Origin of the sequence: Photorhabdus sp. S10-54 (genome assembly GCF_963878145.1) — a bacterium.
Taxonomy (GTDB): domain Bacteria; phylum Pseudomonadota; class Gammaproteobacteria; order Enterobacterales; family Enterobacteriaceae; genus Photorhabdus; species Photorhabdus kayaii.
The window spans coordinates 1-705 of sequence record NZ_CAWNXG010000160.1; the positions used below are offsets into that span (position 1 = coordinate 1).

The 705-nt window shown below is 50.2% G+C and carries 1 protein-coding gene; it reads left to right on the forward strand.

All coding sequences use genetic code 11. From position 1 onward, the window contains the following. Positions 1–62 precede the first annotated feature (62 nt). On the forward strand, positions 63–705 hold a 643-nt coding region (locus AACQ83_RS24295; protein ID WP_445260540.1), incomplete at its 3' end, for an IS630 family transposase.

Genomic DNA, 705 nt, shown 5'->3' on the forward strand with positions numbered 1-705 from the left:
TATATACCTGTGCTCATTGAAACTGCTTGATTTTCGCCCAAATGAGGTTCAGGGTATCCGTCATGAAAATATTCATTACCGATGAACAAAAAGCCGAACTTGAACACCTCCATCACACCTGCCGTGATAAGAGAGAGTGTGATCGCATCAAAGCGGTCCTCCTGGCCTCTGAGGGCTGGAGTTCTGTCATGATCGCTCAGGCCCTGCGTCTTCATGAAACGACCGTTAATCGTCATATCAGCGATTACCTTAATCACCGTAAAATCAAGCCCGAAAATGGCGGCTCTCAGAGCCATCTCAGCGAAACACAGACTCAGGAACTTATCGCCTATCTGACCGCGAATCTTCTGCCTACCACACAGGCGATTATCCGCCTTGTCAAAGAAGCGTGGGATATCCGTTACACCGTTCCCGGCATGAATAAATGGCTACGCCACAAGGGATTCAGTGATAAAAAGCCGACCGGCGTGCCACACAAGTTCAACGCGGAACAGCAGCGGGCCTTTATAGAAACCTACGGGAAACTCAAGCAGGAAGCCGGAGACCATGAGTCCATCCTGTTCATTGATGGCGTCCATCCCACGCAGGGGACGAAACTGGCTTATGGCTGGATGCGTAAAGGTCAGAAAACCGCGGTGAAAACCACGGGAAGCCGTACCCGTCTGAACCTGATGGGTGCCCTTAATCTGGCTGATATTAGTAAAA